This is a genomic window from Chryseotalea sanaruensis, assembly GCF_003990915.1.
GTDB lineage: Bacteria > Bacteroidota > Bacteroidia > Cytophagales > Cyclobacteriaceae > Chryseotalea > Chryseotalea sanaruensis.
In genome coordinates this window covers 1-598 of record NZ_BHXQ01000031.1, presented here as the reverse complement: position 1 = coordinate 598, position 598 = coordinate 1, and the positions used below count along the sequence as shown (strand labels likewise).

At 43.3% G+C, this 598-nt stretch carries 1 protein-coding gene; it reads right to left on the bottom strand.

The window, feature by feature from the left end; all coding sequences use genetic code 11:
- Positions 1-334 (bottom strand): hypothetical protein (locus SanaruYs_RS20020; protein WP_148115053.1); only part of this gene is annotated, 334 nt, incomplete at its 3' end.
- Between the last annotated feature and the right edge of the window lie 264 nt (positions 335-598).

Sequence of the window (598 nt, the reverse complement as noted above, 5' to 3'; positions counted from 1 at the left end):
AGTATGACTGCTCAGTCATTCCCTCTCTGCTATTTCTCTCTGCGATCATACCAAAGGGATAATAAAAATTCTCCTCTAGTACTGGCGATTTGGTATGGGTCACCTTAAAGTCATCGAAGTATACTTCCTTTACTCCTGCGCAACTTTTGCCATCAACTTTTAAAATACCAGACACTGACTTTTCAGCTGTCAAAAAAAATTCCGGTATCAGTTTTAAACATCCCATTGAGGCTGTCAAGTTACTTTTTATTTTCAATTGAAAAAAGAAAAACCAACGTCCAGGAAGCCCACGCACTCCACCACACACCAACCCTTCTGCAAGTTTTATTGTCATGCTCTTTGCGTCCTTCCCTTCATGCAGCACATGGCCAGGCCGCACCGATCAGCACACATCCCAAGCCAGTCCAAGAGCTGCATTCCTTCGCTCCATGCAAAAGATCACGCCAATAAAACTTGCCCTAAGCTTACTTAAACATAAGGTGGCATTATGCAACTCCTCACGGTTGTTTGATTTTTTAATGGTGTTGCGGGATTGCATAATAACCTTATGTTAAGTAGCCGCACATCCGACACACCTACGCGCTGAGTGCTAACGATT